The organism is Paracoccus litorisediminis (assembly GCF_009711205.1).
Classification (GTDB): Bacteria; Pseudomonadota; Alphaproteobacteria; order Rhodobacterales; family Rhodobacteraceae; genus Paracoccus; species Paracoccus litorisediminis.
This window is the reverse complement of the sequence record NZ_WMIG01000067.1, coordinates 1-857: the sequence shown is the minus strand read 5'-3', so window position 1 is coordinate 857 and position 857 is coordinate 1. Positions and strand designations below refer to the sequence as shown.

Here is an 857-nt window from a genome sequence, read left to right as displayed (position 1 = left end):
CGGATATCACCGACGCCGGTGGCTTCGACAAAGGGGCTCGCGGGGTCTTGTCGGTGGCCAGCCCGCGCTGTTCCTTGCGGCCCGACAGGCGGTCGGCGATTGCAGTGATCGTCGGATCATAGGCTGGCTCGGGGTTCGGGACGGCAGGGGCGGGACATCATTTGCGGCGACTGGCGGTACAGGTTCGTCTTACCAGTCAGATGCTCGGCAAGATCGAGCGTATCCGCGAATTCCGGCTCGGTGCGCTTGCTGGCCGCGAGATAGGCTGCGGCACGGCCTTGCAGATAGATCTGCCGAGCATCCAGATATTGGTGATGGTCGAGCCGCTCCAGGCCGGTGGCCTCGCCAGCACTGCGCAGGATCTTGGCTTTGACCGCGTCACTCAGGACTTCGCCAGCATCGCGTTGCATGAGCTCACCGACGCGGGGCAAATCCGCTTCGGGGATGCCTGCTGCGAGAAGCTCGTCCTGCTCTGCCTCGTCCAGCAGAGTGTAAACTCCGTCACGGGCAAGCAAGCGTAGCGCATGGCCCATGAGCTTGTCCTGATGGCGTGACCCCATTTCCTTGCTGTCGGTCAATGCCCGGTGACGCCGTTCGACCCGCTCCAACTCGTCGCGGATCACCCGTTCCAGCCAACTCCGCGCCGTATCGTGGCTAAATCTGTCAAATACCATTCGTGCGAAAATATCTTCACGCGCATGCGTCACGATGCCCGCAAGCCCGCGGGCTGTCGATGGGCATGATGTGCCCAGACTGACCTGAAGGTGAACCGCGTCGCATTGGATCCGCACCGGGATCCGGCGCCGCCAGGTGTAGATCACGCCGCGGCGGAAGACGAAGTTGACGATGCCCATAGG

1 protein-coding gene is annotated in these 857 nt (G+C 62.9%); it reads right to left on the bottom strand.

Annotation, left to right across the window (positions count from 1 at the left end; genetic code table 11):
- Window positions 1-116: 116 nt before the first annotated feature.
- A partial coding sequence (locus GL300_RS26320; protein ID WP_170297822.1) for a DUF6538 domain-containing protein occupies window positions 117-857 on the bottom strand: 741 nt, incomplete at its 5' end.